This window comes from Aquimarina agarilytica ZC1 (genome assembly GCF_000255455.1).
Lineage (GTDB): Bacteria > Bacteroidota > Bacteroidia > Flavobacteriales > Flavobacteriaceae > Aquimarina > Aquimarina agarilytica.
This window is the reverse complement of sequence record NZ_JH621262.1, coordinates 34,546-57,810: the sequence shown is the minus strand read 5'-3', so window position 1 is coordinate 57,810 and position 23,265 is coordinate 34,546. Positions and strand designations below refer to the sequence as shown.

The following is a 23,265-nucleotide window of genomic DNA, read 5'->3' as shown; positions in this document are numbered from 1 at the left end:
AAAAAATTACATTTCTTTTTGCTGTGACTGTTTGTTGTATAAATCTTGATAGTATCCTTTTTGGTTTATAAGTGATTGATGATCACCTTTTTGAATTAATTTTCCGTCGCCTAGAACAAGAATTAAATCGGCGTTTTTAACAGAAGAAATTCGATGACTTACAATAATTGACGTTCTTTTTTCTGACAAAGTTTTAAAATTATCAATGATTTGCTTCTCAGTTTCGGTATCTACAGCAGATAAACTGTCGTCTAAAAGTAAAATACTAGGTTTTTTTAGCAAAGCGCGTGCAATAGATACACGTTGTTTTTGTCCTCCAGAGAGGGTAACACCTCTTTCACCGAGTAGTGTTTTGTAGCCATTTTTAAAGTGTATAATATTTTTATGTACCGATGCTATTTTAGCGACTTCAATCATTTCGGTTTCTGTGGCGTTATTTTTACCAAAACAGATATTATTTTCAATAGTATCACTAAACAAAAAGGCATCTTGGGGCACATAGCCCATTTGCGATCGTAAATTTTGTAAATTAATATTTTGTAATGGGATATTATCAATGGTGATTTGTCCACCTGTAGGGTCATATAATCTGCCAATAAGCTCTAGTAAAGTTGATTTTCCCGAACCTGTGTTGCCTACAATGCCAATAGTTTGCCCTGGAATTATTTTAAAAGTTAAGTTGGTTAAAGCTTGAATACCTGTATCTGGGTAGGTGAAGGTTACATTTTCAAAACTAATTGCTCCAGTAATAGTAACTGGAATAGCGTTTTTATCATTTTGAATTTCTGGCACAGTTTCTAAAAATTCATTGATGCGTTTTTGTGAAGCTTCTGCTTGTTGGATAATAGAAGAAACCCATCCCACAGTAGCGACAGGCCAGGTGAGCATGTTTACAAAAATGATGAACTCAACCAAAATACCAAAATCACTAATTTGTCCATCAAGGTATTGTTTTCCTCCAATATAGATAACGATTATGTTACTCACGCCAATAAGGCAAACCATTAGTGGGAAAAATAAAGCTTGGACACGTGCTAAATCAATACTTTTTTGTTTGCTCTGATTGGCAAGTTTATTAAAATCAGTATTTGTGCGACCTTCTATTTGGTAGGCTTTTAAAACGGCAATACCACTAAAGGATTCTTGCGTAAATGTGGTCAATTTTGAAAGATACTCTTGAACAACCGTAGTGCGTTTGTTGATAGCAACACTTAAATAATATACACTTAATGACAGTACAGGAAGTGGTGCGATAGTATACAAAGTAAGCGTGGGAGCAATACTGCTCATGTAGGTAAGTACTACTGCAAATAAAGTAATTGTATTTACACTATACATTAATGCAGGTCCTGCGTACATTCGAACTTTACCAACATCTTCACTAATTCGATTCATTAGATCACCAGTACGGTTAGCTTTGTAAAAGCTTAATGAAAGTTTTTGATACTGTTCATAAATTTCATTTTTTAGATCATATTCAATAAAGCGCGAAACAACAATAACGGTTTGACGCATTAAAAACATAAAAAAACCAGACAGTAATGCACATCCAATAATGATTAGGATATTAATTAAAAGACTTGATTTTACAATTTCGATATCGGTAATTTCACCTTTTATATATTGTTCAATTTCGGCAACCGAATCCCCAATAAATTTAGGAACAGCAACAGCAAATAATCTTGATGTGACAGCAATGAGTAGTCCTAGAATAAGACGAATTCTGTATTTTATAAAATATTTATTGAGGTGTTTTAAGGATTTCAAAAGCAGCTTATTTTAAAACAAATATAAGTGTTTTCGGAGCGAACTATGGGTACATATTTTAGGTTTAAGCTAAAGCTAGAAGTTATTTTGCTTTTTGTGATGCTCTCTTTTTATAATTGTAGTACTTTTGCAGTAACAAAATGTATAATAAACGTTCTTATATTTTATGCTTACTCGAAGACATATTCGTATAAAGGTGATGCAATCACTTTTTGCAATGAAACAAAAACAAAGTGACCAGTTGGATGTGGAATTAAAGTATTTAAAGGAAAGTATGAATCAAGTACGTGTCCTTTTTATTGCGAACTTAGATTTACTTGTCGCACTCCGTAAGCATGCCGAATACATTTTGAATGCTAATAAGAAAAAACAATTAGCTACCGAAGCAGAAAAAAATCCAAATAGTAAATTTATTGATAATGCGTTGTTAAAGTTATTAGCAAGCAATTTAGAATTAACCGAAGCGGTTGAGGATTTAAAAATGAACTATTGGGACTTAGATGATGACTATGTAAAAATACTTTACAAAGAAATTATTGAGAGTGATTTGTATGAAGAATACATGAATGCTGAAACTAATTCTTTTAAGCAGGACAGAAATTTTGTGCTTGATATTTACAAAGAAATTATAGCGCCAAATGATAAACTTTATGATTATTATGAAGATAAAAAATTATCATGGGCCGATGATATTCCTTTGATAAACACTTCAATTTGTGCTTTTATAAAAAGATTAAAAGCATCGGATGATGAAACATTGCACCTTCCAGCTCTAGTAAAGGATAATGACGATATTTTGTATGCTCAGGATTTGTTTAGAAAAACTAAATTGCATGAAAATAAATTTTCTGCAGAAATAGAAGGGAAAACACCAAATTGGGATAAGGAACGTATTGCTGTAATGGATCAAATTATGATTCAATTAGGCATATGCGAATTTTTAAAATTTCCATCAATTCCAGTTAAAGTTACTATAAATGAATACTTGGAGATAGCAAAGGAATACAGTACTCCCAAGAGTAGTATTTTTATTAATGGTATATTAGATAAGTTGTCAAAAGAGTATAATACAGCCGGAACGTTAAATAAAATGGGAAGAGGTTTAATGTAAATTAAAAAATTTATTACTTTAGAGCTTTATTAAAATAACAAATAAATAAAAACCATGAAAAAAGGAATTTTGATTTTTGCAGGTGTTTTTGCCATGAGTTTGGTTTCATGTAAAAAGAATGCCGCAGATAAAGTAAGTGAAGAAAAAGTAGTTGAAGCAGCAGAGCGTGATGCAAAAGCAGGGGATTTTCCTGTAATGAAGTTTAATGAGCTTGAACATGACTTTGGAACCATTAATGAAGGAGATGTAGTTGAGCACTTATTTACATTTACAAATACAGGGAATACGCCATTGGTAATTACAGATGCTAAAGGAAGTTGTGGATGTACCGTACCAACATACCCTAAAAACTCACCAATTGCTCCAGGGGCAACAGGTGAAATTATGGTAAAGTTTAATAGTACAAACAAACCAAATCAGCAGCAAAAAACAGTTACTATTACTGCAAATACAGAAACTGGAAAAGAGCGTATAAAAATAAAGGCATCGGTAACACCTAAGCCTAAAACAGAAGAAGCAGGTAGCTAAAATGGGAGATATTCAACAGTTTTTGCCAATTATTTTAATGTTTGTAGTGGTGTATCTATTTATGATACGCCCGCAAATGCAACGACAAAAAAAGGAAAAGCAGTTCGCTGCAGATTTAAAAAAAGGGGACAAAGTAATAACAAAAAGTGGATTGCATGCCCGTATTTTTGAAATAAGTGAAAAGAGTGATGCTGTTGTTTTAGAAACCACAGCAGGTAAGCTTACCTTTGATCGTTCGTCAATTTCATTAGAATTGTCAAAAAAATTAAATGCTCCTTCGGAAGCAACTTCTAAAGGAAAATAAATTAAAGAATAACTATATTTTATTTCAGTTACAAAAAAACAAAGGCTTTTCAATTCTGAAAAGCCTTTGTTTTTTTAACCCGAATTATGCATTGAAACTTTGTCATGAGGCTGTGATATACAATAAATACTAGTGTTTTCTTAATTTCAGCATAGCACCGTTATGGTTAAATTAAAAAACACAGTTTACGATAGTATTTGAAGTAGACCGCAGACGCAATAGATTTTTTAATGTATAATTCGGGTTTAAGTATTTAAGTAGTTATACGAAATATTTATTCGTTAATCGTATTAATACCAAAGATTTAAAAAAAGCGATATCCTAAGTTAATCCCCCAATTGATAAAAAAGTCAGGAGAAGCATCGTCAATTTTAAAGTTACGTCCTACTCCTGCACCAATGTCAATGCTAAATCCACTATTCGTTAACCATTTTAAACCTCCGCCAAAACCTATTCCTAGGTCACTATAGTCGTCAAGTTTATCTCGTTCTGTAGATCCAAAAAGATTAGTGTCATCATTACCAGTTGCGTATTGTAATAGAGCTTCGATATAAAATCCTTTTTGTCCATATTCACGATTATTGTAAAAATATTGACGAAAATAAGGAGCAATAGAGAATTCTCGATAATTATCATCTGGGGCATTTAATCTAAAAAAGGTAGCTAAACCAACTCCCGATGAATTTCCAAGCGCATATTCGTAGCTTAACTCAATGGCTGGAGTAACTAGTGCCGAAAGTGCATCAATTTTTATTTCATGTGCTTTTTCAGATTGAGACCAACTAAGTGCTGATGTGAATAAACAAAGTGATACTAAAAATTTTTTCATAAGTAAATTAAGGTGTTTTAGTGGTTAATTCGGCTATTTTTACAATAACCTCGCTCGCTTTTTGCATACTTTCCACAGGGATATATTCGTATTTTCCATGAAAATTATGACCGCCAGCAAAAATATTTGGGCATGGTAAGCCCATAAAGCTTAATTGAGCTCCGTCTGTTCCCCCACGTATGGGTTTTATAATGGGTTTAATTTTTAAAGCTTCCATAGCTTTTTTTGCAATAGTAATAATATACATATTAGGCGCTATTTTATCTTTCATATTGTAATACTGATCATGTATATCAATTTCAAGTGTGCCTTCACCATATTGTTTGTTTAATTCTTTAACAAGAGCAATCATTACCTGTTTTCTGGCTTCAAAATGTTCCTTTTCATGGTCACGGATTATGTATTCGAGTGTGGTTTTTTCAACCGATCCATTGATATCATGTAAGTGAAAAAAGCCTTCTCTATCCGAGGTGTGCTCTGGTGTTTCTAACTGTGGCAAAGAACTAATAAAATCTTGAGAAATCAACATACTGTTAATCATTTTGCCTTTTGCATAGCCAGGATGCACAATTCTTCCATTAATGGTAACTACAGCTGCAGCTGCATTAAAATTTTCATACTCTAGTTCGCCAATTTGACTTCCATCCATGGTATAGGCATAATCGGCTCCAAATTTTTCAACATCAAACAAATGAGCACCACGTCCGATTTCTTCATCGGGGGTAAAGGCAATTCTAATTTTACCGTGTACTATTTCTGGGTGTTTAATTAAGTATTCCGCTGCCGAAACTATTTCTGTAATTCCTGCTTTATCATCGGCCCCCAATAAAGTGTTACCATCAGTAGTAATTAAAGTTTGTCCTACATATTGTTTTAAATCTTCGAAATATGAGGGAGATAGGATAATATTTTTTTCTTTGTTAAGAATAATATCTTTACCATCATAGTTTGCTAAAATTTTAGGGGATACATTCTCAGCAGTAAAATCAGGGGAAGTATCATAATGAGCAATAAAACCTATGGTAGGGGTGGTTTTAGTAGTGGTTGCTGGTATGGTAGCCATAATGTAACCATTATTGTCAATAGAGACTTCCTGTAAGCCAATTGCATTTAATTCGTCTACTAGTAAATGAGCTAAGTTCCATTGCTTATCTGTGCTAGGGGTGGTATTGCTTTTAGGGTCGCTTTGGGTGTCAATACTAACGTAAGTTATAAAACGATCAATAATAGCTTCTTTTGAAAACATGATGCGGAATTTGAAAGTAAAGATACAAATAGTCCGTGTTTTTAAAAGTAGTTTTTAGGCGGTATTCCCACACAAAATAGTATTTTTGCAAAAAACAAAATCCAATATGTATCAAACGCTAATTCGTCCCTTATTATTTAAGTTTGATCCCGAAAAAGTACACTACTTTACTTTTTCATTAATCCGTTTTTTAAACAAAATTCCAGGAGTAGCGTCAATTTTTAAAGGCCTTTACAAAGTAGAGCATAAAAGTTTAGAACGTAAGGTTTTTGGGCTAACATTTAAAAATCCAGTAGGTTTAGCTGCAGGTTTTGATAAAAATGCCGTGTTGTTTAATGAGCTAGCAAACTTTGGATTTGGATTTATTGAAATAGGTACCGTAACTCCAAAGGGACAAGTAGGGAACCCCAAAAAACGTTTGTTTAGACTTCAAGCAGATGAGGCCATTATTAATAGGATGGGCTTCAATAATGAGGGAGTTGAGATTGCTATTGAACAATTAAAAAAGAATAAAAAGCAACTCATTATAGGTGGGAATATTGGTAAAAATACCAACACAGATCCCAAGGATTATACACAAGATTATTTGGAATGTTTTAATGCCCTACATCCTTATGTGGATTATTTTGTGCTTAATGTAAGTTGTCCAAATGTATCTAGTCATGCCAAATTGAATGACAAAGAATATTTAGAAGAACTTATTGGTGCTGTTCAAGAAGCGAATACTAGTTTTGAGATTCAAAAACCGATTTTATTAAAAATTGCTCCCGATTTAAATAAAAATCAATTAGATGAGATTGTAGTGCTTATTAAGGATACCGGTTTAGATGGTGTTATAGCAAGTAATACATCAACATCACGAAGTAATTTAAAAACACCTCAATCACGTTTAGATGAAATTGGAAACGGAGGTTTAAGTGGTAAACCTTTGGCAAGTAAATCTACAGAAGTAATTAGGTATTTGTCAGAAAAAAGCAATCAGTCTTTTCCTATCATTGGTGTAGGGGGAATTCATACAGCGGAGGACGCTCTAGAAAAAATTAACGCAGGAGCTACATTAGTTCAAATTTATACAGGTTTTATCTATAGTGGCCCTAAATTGATTAAGGATATTAATACCAAATTAATAGTTAAATAAGCCTAATATAGAGGGGCTTTATAAGCTAGGAATTAGCCGTACTTTTTTAAATTTCCTAGCACTAAAACGATGTAATTGACGTTTTTGGCTAAGAATCAGACTACAAAGATTGTTAAAATAGATGTTTTTTCTCATTAATTATTAAGTTTTTTTCTGTTAAAAAGCAATTTTTTGACTTAATATTTTTTTAAAATATTGAAAATTTAACAATTTTTAAGATTTTGATATTCAGTAAGTTGTATTTGATTTTTTCGGTATTTCTATAATTTATATTTTTTTAATTATACCAGTTGATACCGGAGTTGATAGGTGGAAAAGGTTGATTTTGTGTAATGTATGTTTTTTTTTTATACATTGATAAACAATAAACCAACTAAGTGTATGATCAAAATTTTACATTATGAGAATATTTTTACTCACATTATTTATTACCACTTCAATCCATGCCCAACATTTTGTAGATCTGTCCCATAGTCTTTCCAATATTGAGCGTGGAATGGTGATTAATGGGAATGATTACTCCGTAAAAGATCAGGTGATTATAAACACCTCCTCTATGAACTTTGTGAAACCGGCTTACGTTACTTTTTATAACGTACTAGTTAATGTGGATGCTCCTATTAAAGGAAAGGGAAAGTTTAAATTAGAAGGCAGCTCGCGCATTTTTATTAAATCAAGAGATAAAAATGTAGCCGCGAGTAAATTAGTATCTAAAAAACCTTTTGGCGAGGAGTTTTTATTGGATATGTGTACTTTATTTGCCAAAGTACCGCGTGGAACCGAGTATACTATTTGGTATACCAATGGTAAGGAATACTTAAAAGGACAAGTGGGGGATGGACAACTTATACGTCGTATGTATTACAACGTAAAGCTAGGGAAACGATTTTTGGATAAGCAGTTTTTTACGGATTAATACTTGCAATAAGTTTTTGTAAAATAGCTTCAACACCATTATTGTCATTAGTTAATGTTTGGTAATTTGCTACTTCTTTTACATTGGGATGTGCATTTTCCATGGCATAACTGAATGATGCTTTTTTTAGCATTTCAAGGTCATTATTGTAATCACCAAAAGCCATAGTTTGAGCTTCGGTAATACCGTGTTGCTTTTGAATTTTAGCGATTGCATTGCCTTTGTGCGAAGCGTGTTGTGAAATATCAATCCATAATTTACCCGAAACTTTTATTTGCCAATCATTTTCTAAATGTTGTACATAAGGATATATAAACTCCTCAGCACCTCCGTGATGGCATAGAGCAATCTTAAAAAAATCATCTTTAGGCAATTCATCAAAACTATGGAGTACTTTGTATTCGGTATAATATTCAGCTATAGTATTTTGGAATTGTTCGGATTCATTTAAAATATAGGCCTTGTTTTTTCCGCATACTACTAAGTGAACTCCATCAATGTGATTACATAGTTGGAGTAAGTTTTCTACATCATTTTGTGAAATGGCGTTAACAAATAATTCTTCATCATTTTTAACAATATAGGCGCCATTTTCGGCTACAATAGTTATGTGTTCTTTTATAGCAGCAAGTTTGTCTAAAATGCTATGGTATTGACGTCCACTGGCGGCAACAAAATGAATATTATTGGCTTTTAGTAGTTCAAATAACTCAAAAAACAAGTCGCTAACTTCGTGTTTTGAGTTTAAGAGTGTGCCATCCATATCTGTGACCACTAATTTTACGTCTGATAAATTCATTTTTGTTAATTTAGTAAAATACAAATGTACTGTTTTGTAATTCATACAAACCTATCCGTAAATTAACTTTAATGCATTTTTTTCAAAAAGAGATTCGACTAAAAGCCTATCGACGTGGTTTTCATTTAATAACTTCCGAAATTGAGCAGGCAATACCAGAACTTTCTCGAATTAAAATAGGTCAGTTACAAGTATTTATTCAGCACACATCCGCTAGTTTAACCATAAATGAAAATGCAGATCCAACGGTGCGTACAGATTTTGAAAGTCATATGAATGTAATGGTTCCGGAAAATGCGCCCTATTATATCCATACCTACGAAGGTCCAGATGATATGCCAGCGCATATAAAGTCATCATTAATGGGAGCATCAGTACAAATTCCCGTTACTAATGGCAGATTAAATTTAGGGATTTGGCAAGGGGTTTATCTGTGTGAACATCGAGATTATGGTGGAGAGCGGAAGTTAGTTTTAACACTTTTTGGCAACTAATGAACAGATGAAAAAGTTGAAACTAATAGAATGCCCAAGAGATGCAATGCAAGGAATAAAACAATTTATTCCTACAAAGACTAAATTACAATATTTACAAATGTTAGTTAATTGTGGTTTTAACACCTTGGATGTAGGTAGTTTTGTTTCGCCTAAGGCTATTCCGCAAATGGCCGATACCAAGGAGGTAATTGAACACTTAGATTTGTCTAGTACGCAAACAAAATTGTTGACCATTGTGGCTAATACCCGAGGAGCTTTAGCTGCTGCAGCAATGCCACAGGTATCGTACATAGGCTTTCCTTTTTCAATTTCAGAAACTTTTCAAATGCGTAATACGCATAAAACAATAGCAGAATCCGAGGCTATATTGAAAGAAATAATAGGGATTGCCAAAACATCTAATAAGCAGGTAGTGGTGTATATAAGTATGGGCTTTGGAAATCCTTATGGAGAACCTTGGAATCCATCAATTGTAAGTGAATGGGTAGCAAAAATTGCTGCTATGGGAGTTGCTGTTATTTCATTAAGTGATACGGTGGGTTCATCAACAAGCCAAACAATAACGGAGTTATTTTCGGCATTAATCCCTGCCTATCCAAACATTGAATTTGGTGCGCATTTACATACGTCATTAAGTACTTGGTTCGAAAAAATAGATGCAGCTTACCTAGCTGGATGTCGAAGGTTTGATGGAGCCATACAGGGCTACGGAGGTTGCCCAATGGCCGGTGATGCTTTAATAGGGAATATGCCAACCGAAAAAATGATTTCTTACTTTACTACACAAAAAGAGGTGTTTGATGTAGATGTAATGCGTTTTGAATCGGCACATAATCAAGCCACGGTATTGTTTTCTCAATACCATTAATTCAAGTTATTTATTTCCTTTTTTAAGCCATAGCATTTTGTGGTGCCCAATGAGTACATAACATTCCAGGAGCAGCAGCTTGCGGGTTGGCACAATCAGTTTCGTGAAAACGAGAGCAAGTCACACAATTTCTATCATCTTTTAAAGTAGCTTTCATAGTAAAATGATCACAAGTGTAATTGTTACTCACCGCAACCATATGAATTTTACATTCTTTTTTTTCGGTCAAATTTTCACAGTTCATACAACTGTTTCCTAATCTAATAGCCATAACATTAATTTTTTGTTTGTAAAGTAGTTTGTAATCTTCTTTACAAGATTTATTAGTATAATTTACAGTTAATTAAATAAAGAAACAATATAAATAGCTGTAGCACTATTGTTTGTGAATGGTGTTTATTTGCAAAATAGTATCCAATCCTAATTGGAATAGTGTGCCATTAACTAAATCATACATGTCATTAAGTTCCTTATAACTCATGGCAAAACTAATTTGTGTTACAGGCGTTTCTAGCAAAATGGACTTGCACGAAATGTTGTTTTTACAATCATTACACATCGACGGTCTTTTTAGTGCATCAGTTACATTTTTTGCAAATAAAAGGAGTTCATCATAGTTCAAGTATAAACCTGTATTTTCAAAAACAAGTTGCACCTTGTTTAAGTCTTTTGCTTCCGTTCTTTTCCATTTAAAACTAATGCCAAAGGAGTTATTGTAAATGGTGATGATATCTTTGTCTGCCATGGTTTTAATTTTTTAAAAATTGATATTCAATTTCATAGCCTTTAATTAGAGGATACTGTGTTTTGGAAGTACCAAAAACTAATTTTTTTAAATCTTCAAATTCTTGTTTTTTAAATATCAAGAATAAATTCTGCTGCAATGTGGGTATCGGTATTTTATGATTAGTAGTGTATTCAAAACCTTTTTCGTTGTGCTTAGTTTCTAAAAACTCTAAGTAGCTTCTAAAACTTTCAAATTCTTTTGCTGTAAATTCAAGTAGTATGTTTTTGTAAACCAGTTGAAAAAGGTCACATTCGTTACATTTATATAGTATGCCTGCTCTTGTTTTTGTAATAGAGGTGATGTTTTTACACATTCTTTTTTTTGTTTAGAATTATTCCAAATAATAATTCAAATATATATTAGAATTATTCTAAATAAAAGTATTTTGCATATTATTTTTATTTGGAATAATTAAAAATAATTTTTGTTATTTAGGTTTGAGACATATATTTGCATTAAAACACTATTTAAATACAATCTTAATAAAAATAAAATGAAGCTGACAAAAATTAGTTTAATAGGGATACTGGCAATAGGAATGACTATTATTTCATGTTCTGATGATGATTCAAATACAGAAAAAAAAATAGAAGACAAAAATGAAACTGCGGTAGCAAAAAAGGAGGTAATTGAAAATTATGTGAATTTGGTATTAAAAAATTATCAAGATGCATTTGATACAGCTAAGCTTTTAGATGAAAAGATAGCTGCATTTGTAGCAACGCCAACCGAAGCTAATTTTGAAGCAACAAAGCAAGCTTGGTTAGAGGCTAGAGAACCTTACGGACAAACAGAAGCATTTAGGTTTGCAGATGGGCCTATTGATGATGAAGATGGTCCAGAGGGCTTGTTAAATGCATGGCCTTTAGATGAAAATTATATTGATTATGTTGCGGGGAAAGAAGATTCGGGCATAATAAATAATCCTGCGGATTTCCCAACAATTACTAAGCAAGTTTTATTAGACCAAAATGAAGGAGGTAATACCGCTAATGGGGATCAAGATGAATCTGAAAAAAATATTAGTGTAGGTTATCACGCTATTGAGTTTTTATTATGGGGACAGGACAATACAAGTCCTACAAAAAAAGAAGCAGGAAAAAGACCTTTTACGGATTTTGTTGATGGAGGAACTGCAGAAAATCAAGCAAGAAGAAGAACTTATTTAAGTGTTTGTTCAAAAATTTTATTGGATAATTTACAGTCTTTGTTGGATGAGTGGAATGCTAATGGTCCTTATAGACAAACGTTTTTGGCGTTAGAAGAGGATGTGGCATTGAAAAATATGCTTACTGGTATTTCTAAACTAGCAAAAGGAGAATTAGCAGGGGAACGTGTTTTTGTGTCCTTTGATAATAGAGATCAAGAAGATGAGCATTCTTGTTTTAGTGATAACACACATCGCGATTTACGTTTAAATTTAGCCGGGGTAGCCAATGTGTACCGTGGTAAGTATGCTAGTATAAGTGGAAAATCACTTGAAGATTTGATAGCAGCAACAAATGCTACTTTAGGAGCAGAAATCTCTACACAACTAGCCAAGGCGGAAACAGCGGTTAATGCCACAGCAATACCTTTTGATTTTGCCATATCAGATGATTTGGTTAGACCAGCGGTGAGAATTGCAGCAATTGAATTGCAAAATTTAGGAGATAAATTAGTCGAAGGAGCAACTGCTTTGGGCTTATCGGGTGTAGTAGCAGATCTAGAAGAATAAATAATTAGTTTTTTATTTTGTTTGTAATCACTTGTGAATTGCAACATGCTTATCTAGTTGAAAATCGGGGCTTTTTTTAAGCCCTGATTTTTGTATTTAAAACAGTTTGTTATGAATTTAAGAAAGTTTTACAGTTGGTTTGTTGTATTGTTAATAGTAGGCTGTAGTAGTGATGATAATTATGAGGATGTGCCTGAAGTAATTCCTAATATTGCTATTGATCCAAGAGAAGAATTTCCTGGTGGAGCAGTGACTGTTTTTGATAGATCACCAAATGCTTTTGGAGCGGCGGCACCTAATTTGAATGATGAGAATAGTTTGTTTTTCTTTACAGGAAACTCGTTATTTAATCAAAGTTGGGTTACTGCACCAGCTTCTACCACAGCACGCGATGGTTTAGGGCCATTTTTTAATTCCAGAGCTTGTTCTAGTTGTCATTTTAAGGATGGTCGTGGGCGTCCGCAAACTGATAGCGGGAATAAATCATCAGGAATTTTATTTCGCTTAAGTGTACCTGGGCAAGATGAGTTTGGACGAAATTTCCCCGATCCCATTTATGGAGATCAATTTCAAGATCAGTCTGTACAAGATTTAGAGCCCGAGGGGAATGTAAAAATAACATATACGCCATTTGTAGTTACTTATCCAGATGGTGAAACAATAAATTTACGTAGGCCTAAGTATATATTTGAAAACTTAAATTATGGGGAATTGGCCACTAATTTACAAGTGTCACCACGAGTAGCCAATCAAATGATCGGTTTAGGTTTGTTGGATGCTATTGCTGAAACTGATATTTTTAAAAATGCAGATGTAGACGATATTGATAATGATGGTATTTCGGGAAAACCCAACCGAGTTTATGATCTAGCAACAAATTCAATAAAATTAGGGCGATTTGGCTGGAAAGCCAATCAGTCTACTTTGAGGCAGCAAGTAGCTGCGGCATTTGCTGGTGATTTGGGAATTACATCATCATTGTTTCCTAATGAAAATTGTCCTACTGGAGTGGATTGTGATACAATTATTAATGGAGGCGAACCAGAAATTACCGATCGAAATTTAGGAAGAGTTACGTTATATGCATCAACATTAGCTGTGCCAGCTAGACGTGATTTTGATAATGAAGCAGTTCAACAGGGACAACAATTATTTGAGCAGGTCAACTGTGTAGCATGTCATATAAAAACATTTACCACAGGAGTATCGGAAATAAAAGCATTAGAAAATCAAGTCATTTTTCCATACACCGATTTGTTATTACACGATATGGGTGAGGACTTGGCGGATCAGACTCCCGACTTTGAGGCTATGGGAACAGAGTGGCGTACGCCTCCTTTATGGGGAATTGGATTAATACAAACAGTAAATAATCATTCGGATTTACTACATGATGGACGTGCTCGTGGAGTAGAAGAAGCCATATTATGGCATGGAGGCGAAGCTGAAAATTCAAAGAAACTCTTTATGAATTTAAAGGGAAGCGAAAGAAAGAAGCTGATTGCTTTTATTGAGTCATTATAAAACGATGAATAAAAAAGGAAATGATGAAAACAAAAGATAAGGTAGTACGAGTATTAATGGTTCTAGCTGTTGCTATGATTTTTGGTTGTAGTAGTAATGATGATCAAAAAGAAACTTCTGAGAAGGAGGTAATCAATAAGGATGTAGCAATTTTAAAGCGCAAGCAATTTGAGCAAATATATCAACATGAAATATCAGTTTTATTGGCAACACTAGATACCAAAGCAGAAGAAATTGTTTTACAAGCCAAGTCGTTCCAAAATACTCAGAATGCCAATAGTTTGAATGATTTACAGGCGGCATGGAAAGAGTTGCAATTGATTTGGAAGCCATTGGAGTTATATGATATAGGTCCCGTATCACAAACATTTATCTCTTTTGAATTAAATCGTTGGCCGACAGATGTATCAAAAATAGAAGACACTATTTTGAGTGATGAAGTGATTAATGAAGCTTTTGTGAATTCAAAGGGGTCTTCGCAAAAAGGAATTTCGGCATTAGAGTATTTACTTTTTTTTGAAACTGATAGCCTTAGTCCTTTAGCGCGCTTTACTTCTAGCGAAAGCGGAATACGTAATGTAGCTTATTTAGTAGCAGTAACTGAGAATTTGAAGACTAATGTGGAGCGCTATAAGGAGGCATGGGAGCAATATAAAGCGCGATTTATGATGGCCACAGAAACAGGAATAAGCGGAAGTCAAAATCGATTGATCAATACGATGATTTCGCTTACTGAGGATATTATTTTGGAAAAATTAGGCGTTCCTTTAGGCGATAAAGATGGAGGGGAAATAGCAACAAATACGGTGGAGTCTCCTTATGCAGAATTTTCAAAAGAGATTATACAATCGCATGTAACAGCTATGGAGGAATTATTTACAGGTAATTTTAATGGTATTTCGGAAGAAAATGTTGGTTTTTCAAATTTTTTAATACTTAATGAACGGCAAGATTTAGTGAATTCTTTTGAAAAAGCATTTGTCGATTGTAAGACCAAATTAAACGCTATTGAGGGGTCATTAGCTAAAGAGTTAGTGCTTAATAAATTGGCTGTTTTAGAACTTAAGGATAGTTTTGTAACACTAAAAAGATTGTTAGAAGTGGATATGGCTAGTGCACTTGGGTTTACCATAACGTTAAATGATAATGATGGGGATTAATAAATGGAAGTATTTTTAAATTATTCTAGTAACTTTGGAGTTGAATTAATTTGTATTTAATGAGCGTAAAAAAAATAATATTGGCAGTTGTTGTGCTAACGGTAGTAGTACTTCAGTTTTTTGTTAAAAAAGATAATGTGTCCTCTTATGAAAGTGTGGCATCATTCGAAAAATCGTTTAATGTACCAGAGGAGGTAAAAACAATTTTTAGAGCATCTTGTTATGATTGCCATAGTAACCATACCAAATATCCTTGGTATGCTTCTATAGGAGCAGTTAATTTATTATTGGATCATCATATTGAAGAAGGCAAGGAACATTTAAATTTTTCGGAATGGAGTACCTATCCAGAAGCACGACAGTTACATAAATTAGCTGAGGTGTATGAAGAGGTGGAAGAAGATGAAATGCCCCTGAAAGTATATCGATTAACACATGGCGATTTATCTGAAAAAGAAAAAGAAACATTGATTTTGTGGGCAGCGCAATTTAAGGAACACTAAAGCTTAGTTTGAATGCGATAAAGGAACCAGTAAAAATGTTAAGTTTTTACTGGTTTTTTTAGTTTAATAGGCATATTAATAGCGAAGAAGCCTTTTTTGTAAAATGCAAACTAGTTCAATTTTGGTTTGAATAAGTGGCTGTGATTTTTCTTATTTTTTGTTAGAATAAAGATGTTATGGCAATATAATTGCGTGGTTTATTTAAAAGTTTAATCCATTAATGCACTGTATTAAATACGTTATTGATTTGTCAACTATTCTTTTAATTAAGAGCATTATTTTACAAAATAGGAATCATTTTTTAATGAGAATTTAAAATACTAAGGTTCATAACTGGAGATCGATTTGTTAAATTTCTCAGTATTTAATTTTCAAATTTTAAAAAATGAAATTTTCACAACTATTTAAGTTATTGGTACTAATCTTTTTTTTAGGAATACAAGGATGTTCTTCTGATGATTCCATAACTGATACTGGTAAAAATGAAGAAATGAAGCCTTTACCTACTTCAAAACCCATAGATACTAAAACACCTATCATTTGGGATGGTTCTAAAATTATATTTACAAAAGAAATAGGAGCCGACCCCATGTTGGAAGCAAATCAAGATCGTATCACAGAAAATATATGGTTAACTCGTGCAAATAGTGGGGGAGAATTATATAATGCCAAAATAGAAACTGATGCTGCGACTAATAAAAGTCCTTTAGGAACAGAGTGGGCAAAAGGGGCAATGGCTTCTTCTGATTTGAGCACTTTAAATTTCCAATCTTTAAGGAGAACAATAAGGCCTTTTGAAATTATTGATCAAGACTTGATACTTCACCTTATTGAAGAAGATATTTATATGGATATAAAATTTTTAAGTTGGTCAAGAGGGGGGAAACAAGGGAATAGTGGAGGTTTTTCTTATGAACGTTCTACGATATCTCAAACGCCATAAAAATGTATTATAGTAATTTTTCCATTTTTTAAGTATGACTATACATTCTACTTTTCCTTAATTGGCGATTCATTTTTTTAATGAAAGTCTTTTTTAGTATATCAATTAATGTATAATGGTTTATCTGAAAAAGAAAAAGAAACATTGATTTTATGGGAAGAGCAATTTAAGGAATATTAAGGCTTATTTTGAATACGATAAAGGAACTAGTGAAAATGTTGAGTTTTTACTGGTTTTTTGTATCAAATAGTGGGTATTTTACAATAAATAATAAGATTTTTTATCAAATACAAATTAGTTTAATTTTATTTAGAATAATTTAATATAATGTTTGTTTAGAATGGATATGGATAATATATTTGCAGCATCAAAACAAACTATTCATATTAAATCTAAATAAATGAAATTAGGAAATATATTAAAATTTGGAGTTTTAACTACAGCTATAGTGGCATGTAATTCTGATGATAGTTCAATGGCTCCAAGTGATCAGTTAGATGTTCCTGCAAAATATGAATTCACTAGGAATGGAGAAAGTACAGTGAGTTTTAGCGGACAAACGACACGCTTAAAACAAGGTGCTGAAATTTTAAAGGATTTCACAACATTTGGGACAGATGAAGCAACAATTGATAGGAAGTTTGCTGATGGAGAAGGTTTTGCTGATACTGCCTTAAATGACACCAAAAATATAAGAACAAAAGTAGCAGAATCTGTAGACTACTTTAAAACAAATTCGGTAGAGCAAGCTGAAATTAGAGGTGTTTTTGATGGATATATAGCAGAACAAGTAGCTATACTTTTATCTAAATACGCTAGTGCCGATGAGGTGCCAGTAGCAACTAGAGGTACAGTAGGGAAGTTAGAAGGTCGTTTTGTAAATGAAAAAGGATTAGAGTTAAATCAAGCTTTTAATAAAGGCTTGATTGGGGCCTTAACCTTAGATCAAATTATCAATGATTATTTGAGTTTAACTGAAGGAGCTGCTATTAGAGAAGCAAATGATGCAGGAACTTTGGACGAAGGAAACCCATACACTGAAGCAGAACATTTTTGGGATGAAGCTTATGGGTATTTATATGGAGCATCTGATGCAGATGTATTGAGTGATCCAAATTCAAAACATTTAGAAACAGTTGTGGATAATTTTTTATATAAATATGTACAACGTGTTGAGGGAGATAAAGATTTTGAAGGTATAGCAGATCGTATTTTTCAAGCGTTTAAAACGGGTAGAGCAGCTATAACAGCAGGGAAATATGAGGAATCTGAAAAGCAAGCAGATATTATTCGTTTAGCATTGTCGGAAGTTATCGGAATACGTGCTGTATTTTACTTAAAACAAGGAGCTGATAAAATTAGAAGATCTGGCTTTAAAGCAGTAACTGATGGTACCGCTTTTCATGATTGGTCTGAGGGTTATGGGTTTATATATTCATTACGTTTTACTCAAGACCCTGGTGGTAAACCTTACTTTTCAAAAACTGAGGTAGATGGGTTTTTAGCAACATTAAATGCAGGAGATGGTTTTTGGGATTTAGCTGATAAGCTAGAAACTGTTGATAACATGGCAGAGCAGATAGCCGAAAAATTTGATTTTACAGTAGATCAGGCTAAAGATACAGGTGCTGTAAATAAGTAAATAGAATTGTTAATATGTATGGGTAACCATAAGCTTTTTTTGATACTTCAATTAAAGTTTATGGTTATTTTTGCACGAAAATGGAGTAGGATATGGTAAAAAAAATAGGAATTTTAATAATAGCATTTTGCTCTTTATTGGTATTGAGTTGTGATGATGAATTGAAGCCTAGTGAAAATAATGTTTTTGACGCTATTCCATTACTGGAAAACATTGTTGATAATCATATTTTGCCAGAATATGACGCATTTAATAAAGATGTAATCAATCTAGTCGAGGCTAAAAATACATTTATAGCGAACAATACAGAAGCAAACTTAGTAAGTTTACGTGAAACCTATTTGCAGGCATATACTACATTTCAGGCAGCAGGTAAATACGATTTTGGTTTAGCTAATGATATTCGTTTTTATCTCAATTTGAATTCACATCCATTGGATATTGGTAAAGTTGAAAATTTCATATCCTCAACAGAAAGTACTAATCTAGAAAAAATAGAGTTTCAGGCAAGCCAAGGGTTTCCTGCTATTGACTATTTGTTAAATGGATTGGGAGCATCAGACAGTGAAGTTCTAGCTTTTTATACTGGAGGGAATGCGGAAATTTACAAGGACGTTTTAAGTAAAGTTGTTGATCGAATAGCCAATTTAACTCAGCAAGTAGTAATAGATTGGAATACTAATTTTGCAACTGTAGTAAAGAGCGATGCAGAATTTGCTGATTTGATTTATAACAATTATGTTGAATTTTTTGAAAGAAGATTGAGGTCAACTAAAATAGATTTTCCCGCGGGAAAATTTAGTGGGATACCTAATTCAACTATTATAGAGTCTGGATTTAAACCGGAAGAATCGCGAAGATTGCTTGTTGAAGCATTTAATAGTGTAAGAACCTTTTATTTGGGAACAGAAAATAGTTCGTCTAGCTGGTCAAAAATACTTTTAAGCTTAGGTGAAAAAGGATTAGATGCTCGCATTAAATTAGAATTTCTTGAAGCAGAAATAGCGCTGAATGCGTTAAATGAGAATTTAGCAACACAAGTAGAAACAGATAATACATTAATGCTTGCAGCGCGTGACGCCCTACAAGATTTGGTCATATTGTTTAAGGCAGATGTGGTTTCGGTGTTGGAAATTCCTATTACTATTGTTGATAATGATGGCGATTAATTGACCTATGTTTGCCGATTACTTACATAAAACCACAAAGGCAGCACCTATTGCTGTCTTTCGTATTTTGTTTGGATTACTTATGTGTGCCAGCATGATACGTTTTTGGAGAAAAGGCTGGATTGAACAGTTATATATTTTACCTAAATTTCACTTTTCATATTTTGGTTTTGAGTTTGTAAAGCCTTTAGGGAATTGGACGTATTTGCTTTTTGTTATTTGTGCTTTGTCAGCACTTACAGTGGCCATAGGTTATAAATACCGAATAAGTATAATCGTATTTTTTATAAGTTTTACGTATATCGAGCTTATTGATAAAACTACTTATTTAAACCATTATTACTTTGTTAGTGTTTTAAGTTTTTTACTCATTTTTTTACCGGCGCATGTGTATTACTCAATTGATGCGTTAAAAAATAAAAAGTTACAAGTAACAAGTATTCCACAATGGTGTATTGATGTGTTAAAGTTGATTTTGACTATTGTGTACATATATGCAGGCTTATCAAAGATAAATTCGGATTGGTTGTTAAATGCGCAGCCTCTAAAAATATGGTTACGTACCCGTAGCGATTTTCCTATTTTAGGGAGTATACTTCATTATAGTTGGATGCACTATTTTTTTAGTTGGTTTGGAATGTTATACGATGTTTTTATAGTATTCTTTTTATTAAAAAAGTCTACTAGGTTATATGCTTATTGTATAGTGATTGCATTTCATGTATTAACACGGATGTTGTTTCCTATTGGAATGTTTCCTTACATCATGATTGCATGTACATTAGTGTTTTTTGAGGCTCCATTCCATGAAAAAATAATCATACTTCTCCGTAGAGGGATGGTAAAATTAGGCATTAAAAAACACGAGATTAATATCCAGGATAGTCAATATAGGTATTCGCCTATTAGTTTGAAATTAGTTCAAGGAATTTTAATACTGTTTTTTACGATTCAGTTACTTTTGCCGTGGCGTTATTTAAGCTATCCGGGAGAATTATTTTGGACCGAAGAAGGCTACCGTTTTTCGTGGCGAGTTATGCTTGTAGAAAAAGTAGGAATAGCCACTTTTACAATTGTAGATCCTGATACAGGAAGAGATTTTGAAATTAGAAATAATGACTTTTTAACTAGCGTTCAAATCAAGCAGATGAGTACGCAGCCCGATTTTATATTGGCGTATGCGCATAAGTTACGAGATCATTACATAAAAGAAGGCATAACTACACCTGAGGTGTATGTGAAATGTTATGTTACATTAAACGGTCGTTTAAGCAAAGCGTTTATCGACCCAACTATTAATCTTGCAAATGAAAAAGAATCATTTGCTCATAAAAAATGGATACTACCATTCGATGGAACAATTAAAGGAATTTAAATTAGTAGTATTAGTGTGGTTTATTGTACAAATCATGCAAGCGCAAGTTGTAGTGACTGGAGTGGTTACTGACGGCGGGACACAAGAGCCACTTCCAAATACAGAAGTATATAGTAAAGCTTTGGTAAAAACGGTGCGTACGGATGACACTGGAAAGTTTCAAATGTCATTGGAACCTATTGAGCAAACATTGGTTTTTATTAATTATGGGTATAAAATTTTAGAATATAAAATTAATCCTCTTAAAAAAAATAGTTTAGAAATTAAATTGGAACCATTAGGAGAAAACTTAAATGAAGTGGTGATTAATCAGCAACGTCAAAAGGTTTTTGGGATAAAGAAACTTAAAGATGTTGAAGGAACTGCTATTTATGCGGGAAAGAAAACTGAGGTTGTTTTAATAGAACAGCAAGTGAGTAATAAGGCTTCGGGAAACCCAAGGCAAGCATATGCCCAAGTAGCAGGATTAAATATTTATGAAACAGAGGACGCTGGGTTACAGTTAAACATAGGAGGTAGAGGTTTAGATCCCAATCGTTCTGCAAATTTTAATACGCGTCAAAACGGCTATGATATTAGTGCAGATGTATTAGGCTATCCCGAAAGTTATTATACGCCTCCTTTAGAAGCTTTGGAAGAAGTTCAAGTGATACGCGGAGCGGCTTCATTACAGTATGGAACTCAATTTGGTGGTTTAGTGAATTTTAAGCTAAAAGAACCAAATCAAACTAAAGAAGTTGAAGTAATATCAAGGCAAGGGATAGGTTCTTTTGGATTATTTAACTCCTTTAATAGTTTAAGTGGAACAGTGGGTAAAGTTAGTTATTACACCTATTTTCAATATAAGGAAGGAGATGGTTTTCGACCTAATTCAGGCTTTGATTCTCAAAATTTTTATGCAAATGTGGGATATCAATTTACCGATAACACTAAGTTGACTTTGGAAAGCACATACCTTACTTATTTAGCGCAACAAGCAGGAGGTTTGACAGATAAGCAATTTGAAGAAAATCCAATTTTTAGTAACAGAGCACGTAATTTTTTTGCTGTTGATTGGGTACTGTTGAATTTGAAATTAGAGCATCAATTTTCGGAAAATACAAAAGGAAGTTTGAATGTATTTAGATTAGATGCACAACGAAATGCATTAGGATTTAGAGAGGGAGGGCGTCCAAGTGCACCTGATTCTCCCGATAGACCAAGGGAACTTATTATTGATGAATTCAATAATTTTGGTACGGAATTACGTGTATTAAGTAATTATCATCTTTTTGGAATAAGGAATATATCATTATTAGGAGCTAAGTACTATCAGTCAGATAATAGATCTCAACAAGGTATTGGGAATGTGGGTTCAGCAGTCGATTTCTCTTTTAAAAATGAAGAGTTCCCCAATGCCATATTAACACAATCAAATTTTGACCTTCCTAATTTGAATGTAGCACTATTTGGAGAGCATATTTTTAAAGTTACTGATAACTTTTCTGTAACTCCAGGTTTTAGATTTGAATATATAAAAACAGAGAGTGAAGGTGCTTTTGTAGAACGAACACCAATAGATCAAAATACGGTTGCAAGTGTGATTACCGATGAATCGAAATCTTTAGAAAGAAACTTGTTTTTATTAGGTTTAGGTGTAAGCTATAAGCCATCAAAATCTTTTGAAGCTTTTGCAAATTTTTCACAGAATTACCGTTCTGTGACTTTTAGTGATATTCGAATAGTGAGTCCTAATTTTATTGTTGATCCCAATATAAAAGACGAAACAGGTTATACTTTTGACTTGGGTATACGTGGAGTTATTGATGATATTATACGCTATGACGTGAGTGGATTTTCTTTATTTTATGACAATCGAATTGACGTAGCTAGAGGGAATCAATCTTTTAGGGTGTTGAGGTCTAATGTGGGAGCTGCACGTATTTTGGGTGTAGAGTCATTAATAACAGCTAATTTTTCGAATTGGTTATTTAATGACAATACGGGCTTTCATTGGCAACATTTTTTAAATTTCGCCTATACAGATTCTGAATTTACGGATATTTTTCTGCCAGAAGAATTTCAAAATAATGGGCTAAGAGAAGGTAATGAATTACAATTTGTGCCAAAGGTAAATTTAAAAACGGGAATTGAATTAGGCTACAAAAATTTTAGATCAAGTCTTCAGTATACTTATATTTCTACTCAATTTACGGATTCGAATAATACGCCAATTTCGGTGGCAGCTGCTGGTGTAACTGGCGAAATTCCAGCATACACTATCATGGATTTTTCTGCAGAATACACCTATAAAAATTGGACCTTAGAAGCTGGTGTAAATAATTTGCTGGATGAATCTTATTTTACTCGAAGAGCAACGGGATACCCTGGTCCAGGAATTATTCCATCGGCACCCAGAAGCTTTTATGCGGTATTACAATTTAAGTTTTAGCGTCCCAAATA

Annotated in this window: 23 protein-coding genes; 16 read left to right on the top strand and 7 right to left on the bottom strand. The window is 33.1% G+C overall.

What is annotated here, in order from left to right:
- Positions 1–6: 6 nt before the first annotated feature.
- The gene (locus KQA_RS0210780; protein ID WP_010180989.1) at positions 7–1,767 is read right to left on the bottom strand and encodes an ABC transporter ATP-binding protein; all 1,761 of its coding nucleotides are present in this window, start codon (positions 1,765–1,767) and stop codon (positions 7–9) included.
- A 199-nt stretch (positions 1,768–1,966) separates the two neighbouring features.
- On the opposite strand from KQA_RS0210780, the gene KQA_RS0210775 reads away from it, so the two are divergent.
- From KQA_RS0210775 to yajC, 3 genes are read left to right on the top strand one after another with little or no spacing between them, the layout of a single operon-like run.
- A complete protein-coding gene (locus KQA_RS0210775; RefSeq protein ID WP_010180988.1) occupies positions 1,967–2,878 on the top strand; it encodes a transcription antitermination protein NusB in 912 nt (303 codons plus the stop codon).
- Between the two features lie 54 nt (positions 2,879–2,932).
- The gene (locus KQA_RS0210770) at positions 2,933–3,406 is read left to right on the top strand and encodes a DUF1573 domain-containing protein (protein WP_010180986.1); all 474 of its coding nucleotides are present in this window, start codon (positions 2,933–2,935) and stop codon (positions 3,404–3,406) included.
- Position 3,407: 1 nt separating this feature from the next.
- On the top strand, positions 3,408–3,710 hold the full coding sequence (yajC, locus tag KQA_RS0210765) for a preprotein translocase subunit YajC (RefSeq protein ID WP_010180984.1): 303 nt from the start codon (positions 3,408–3,410) through the stop codon (positions 3,708–3,710).
- A 304-nt stretch (positions 3,711–4,014) separates the two neighbouring features.
- On the opposite strand, the gene KQA_RS0210760 is transcribed toward yajC, so the two are convergent.
- Together KQA_RS0210760 and pepT are read right to left on the bottom strand one after the other, a co-directional pair.
- Complete coding sequence (locus tag KQA_RS0210760; protein ID WP_010180982.1) at positions 4,015–4,539, bottom strand: DUF3575 domain-containing protein; 525 nt, start codon at positions 4,537–4,539, stop codon at positions 4,015–4,017.
- A 7-nt stretch (positions 4,540–4,546) separates the two neighbouring features.
- The gene (pepT, locus tag KQA_RS0210755; protein ID WP_010180980.1) at positions 4,547–5,785 is read right to left on the bottom strand and encodes a peptidase T; all 1,239 of its coding nucleotides are present in this window, start codon (positions 5,783–5,785) and stop codon (positions 4,547–4,549) included.
- 106 nt (positions 5,786–5,891) lie between these two features.
- On the opposite strand from pepT, the gene KQA_RS0210750 reads away from it, so the two are divergent.
- On the top strand, positions 5,892–6,923 hold the full coding sequence (locus KQA_RS0210750; RefSeq protein WP_010180978.1) for a quinone-dependent dihydroorotate dehydrogenase: 1,032 nt from the start codon (positions 5,892–5,894) through the stop codon (positions 6,921–6,923).
- 400 nt (positions 6,924–7,323) lie between these two features.
- Positions 7,324–7,839 (top strand): hypothetical protein, encoded by a 516-nt coding sequence (locus tag KQA_RS0210745; RefSeq protein ID WP_010180976.1) that lies wholly within the window; start codon positions 7,324–7,326, stop codon positions 7,837–7,839.
- Here the strand turns inward: KQA_RS0210745 and KQA_RS0210740 are convergent.
- Complete coding sequence (locus KQA_RS0210740; RefSeq protein WP_010180974.1) at positions 7,829–8,638, bottom strand: HAD family hydrolase; 810 nt, start codon at positions 8,636–8,638, stop codon at positions 7,829–7,831. The genes KQA_RS0210745 and KQA_RS0210740 overlap by 11 nt on opposite strands.
- Positions 8,639–8,709: 71 nt before the next feature.
- Here KQA_RS0210740 and KQA_RS0210735 point away from each other — a divergent pair, with 71 nt between their 5' ends.
- Both KQA_RS0210735 and KQA_RS0210730 read left to right on the top strand, forming a co-directional pair.
- Positions 8,710–9,132 (top strand): secondary thiamine-phosphate synthase enzyme YjbQ, encoded by a 423-nt coding sequence (locus tag KQA_RS0210735; RefSeq protein WP_010180972.1) that lies wholly within the window; start codon positions 8,710–8,712, stop codon positions 9,130–9,132.
- Between the two features lie 7 nt (positions 9,133–9,139).
- Complete coding sequence (locus tag KQA_RS0210730) at positions 9,140–10,003, top strand: hydroxymethylglutaryl-CoA lyase (protein WP_010180970.1); 864 nt, start codon at positions 9,140–9,142, stop codon at positions 10,001–10,003.
- A 22-nt stretch (positions 10,004–10,025) separates the two neighbouring features.
- On the opposite strand, the gene KQA_RS0210725 is transcribed toward KQA_RS0210730, so the two are convergent.
- The 3 genes from KQA_RS0210725 to KQA_RS0210715 all read right to left on the bottom strand — a co-directional run bounded on the left by KQA_RS0210725 (position 10,026) and on the right by KQA_RS0210715 (position 11,103).
- The gene (locus tag KQA_RS0210725; RefSeq protein ID WP_010180966.1) at positions 10,026–10,274 is read right to left on the bottom strand and encodes a hypothetical protein; all 249 of its coding nucleotides are present in this window, start codon (positions 10,272–10,274) and stop codon (positions 10,026–10,028) included.
- 105 nt (positions 10,275–10,379) lie between these two features.
- Positions 10,380–10,748 (bottom strand): hypothetical protein, encoded by a 369-nt coding sequence (locus tag KQA_RS0210720; RefSeq protein ID WP_010180964.1) that lies wholly within the window; start codon positions 10,746–10,748, stop codon positions 10,380–10,382.
- 4 nt (positions 10,749–10,752) lie between these two features.
- Positions 10,753–11,103, bottom strand: coding sequence for a DUF6686 family protein (locus KQA_RS0210715; protein WP_010180962.1), 351 nt, complete (start codon positions 11,101–11,103; stop codon positions 10,753–10,755).
- 180 nt (positions 11,104–11,283) lie between these two features.
- Between KQA_RS0210715 and KQA_RS0210710 the strand changes: the two genes are divergently transcribed.
- The 9 genes from KQA_RS0210710 (at position 11,284) to KQA_RS0210670 (ending at position 23,254) form a co-directional block, all read left to right on the top strand.
- Positions 11,284–12,507, top strand: a complete 1,224-nt coding sequence (locus KQA_RS0210710; protein WP_010180959.1) for an imelysin family protein — start codon at positions 11,284–11,286, stop codon at positions 12,505–12,507.
- A gap of 111 nt (positions 12,508–12,618) precedes the next feature.
- A complete protein-coding gene (locus KQA_RS0210705; RefSeq protein WP_010180958.1) occupies positions 12,619–14,031 on the top strand; it encodes a di-heme oxidoreductase family protein in 1,413 nt (470 codons plus the stop codon).
- A 20-nt stretch (positions 14,032–14,051) separates the two neighbouring features.
- Complete coding sequence (locus tag KQA_RS0210700; RefSeq protein WP_081483254.1) at positions 14,052–15,191, top strand: imelysin family protein; 1,140 nt, start codon at positions 14,052–14,054, stop codon at positions 15,189–15,191.
- 59 nt (positions 15,192–15,250) lie between these two features.
- Positions 15,251–15,694, top strand: coding sequence for a heme-binding domain-containing protein (locus KQA_RS0210695; protein ID WP_010180954.1), 444 nt, complete (start codon positions 15,251–15,253; stop codon positions 15,692–15,694).
- Between the two features lie 385 nt (positions 15,695–16,079).
- On the top strand, positions 16,080–16,637 hold the full coding sequence (locus KQA_RS0210690; protein WP_010180951.1) for a hypothetical protein: 558 nt from the start codon (positions 16,080–16,082) through the stop codon (positions 16,635–16,637).
- Positions 16,638–17,037: 400 nt separating this feature from the next.
- The gene (locus KQA_RS0210685) at positions 17,038–18,279 is read left to right on the top strand and encodes a DUF4856 domain-containing protein (RefSeq protein WP_010180949.1); all 1,242 of its coding nucleotides are present in this window, start codon (positions 17,038–17,040) and stop codon (positions 18,277–18,279) included.
- Between the two features lie 92 nt (positions 18,280–18,371).
- Complete coding sequence (locus KQA_RS19585) at positions 18,372–19,448, top strand: imelysin family protein (RefSeq protein ID WP_010180947.1); 1,077 nt, start codon at positions 18,372–18,374, stop codon at positions 19,446–19,448.
- A gap of 7 nt (positions 19,449–19,455) precedes the next feature.
- A complete protein-coding gene (locus KQA_RS0210675) occupies positions 19,456–20,823 on the top strand; it encodes an HTTM domain-containing protein (protein WP_010180945.1) in 1,368 nt (455 codons plus the stop codon).
- Positions 20,756–23,254, top strand: a complete 2,499-nt coding sequence (locus tag KQA_RS0210670; protein WP_232285884.1) for a TonB-dependent receptor — start codon at positions 20,756–20,758, stop codon at positions 23,252–23,254. The genes KQA_RS0210675 and KQA_RS0210670 overlap by 68 nt, the downstream gene beginning before the upstream one ends.
- Positions 23,255–23,265 lie beyond the last annotated feature (11 nt).